Below are 608 nucleotides of genomic sequence, written 5' to 3' on the forward strand. Positions count from 1 at the left end.
ATCAACAACGGGATCTGGAACATGATCTCGGATACAGGGCTGTTCGCGGTGCCCTTCGTGGCCATTGTGATGCGTGAGTGGCTGAAAGTTCGCGGGGAAGGCGCCGACGAGGGCAACAAAGGCGTGCTGTCTCTGGCCCGCATCGAGACGCATATCTACGTCGGATACATCGTGGTCGCCCTGGCGGGAATCCCGGTCGTCAACGTGAGCTTCGACACCATCGAGTTCGACCAGGCCCGCGCCCAGCAGTGCCAGTACAACCTGCCGGCGCCGGCAGACACCGGCTGGTCGACCTCCTTCAGCAGCCTGGCCGGCAAGAGTGCGCAGATGCCGCTCTGGTGGGCGATGATGCACGCCCTGTCCAAGGGCTTCACCGCCGGCGCGGTCGCGGCCATTCCGTGCGGCACGGATCTGCGGCAGATGCGAATGGAAGTGGACAACACGCGCGTGAACAACCCGCTGCTGGCACAAGAAATCGCTGACTTTTCCAGGGACTGCTACGGACCTTCCCGTGCGCGGCTGTTCATGCGGCAACCCGATCTGGGCTCCATCGCCGAGGACAACAAGGCGCTGCAGGACCTGAACTGGATCGGCTCCCGATTCCTGTT

At 63.2% G+C, this 608-nt stretch carries 1 protein-coding gene; it reads left to right on the forward strand.

Annotated features, from left to right (window positions below):
- Positions 1 to 608, forward strand: a 608-nt coding sequence (locus tag HMPREF2924_RS36700) for a conjugal transfer protein TraG N-terminal domain-containing protein (RefSeq protein WP_256567989.1), incomplete at both ends; no start/stop codon positions are given.

This window comes from Pseudomonas sp. HMSC063H08, from assembly GCF_001813645.1.
Classification (GTDB): domain Bacteria; phylum Pseudomonadota; class Gammaproteobacteria; order Pseudomonadales; family Pseudomonadaceae; genus Pseudomonas; species Pseudomonas aeruginosa.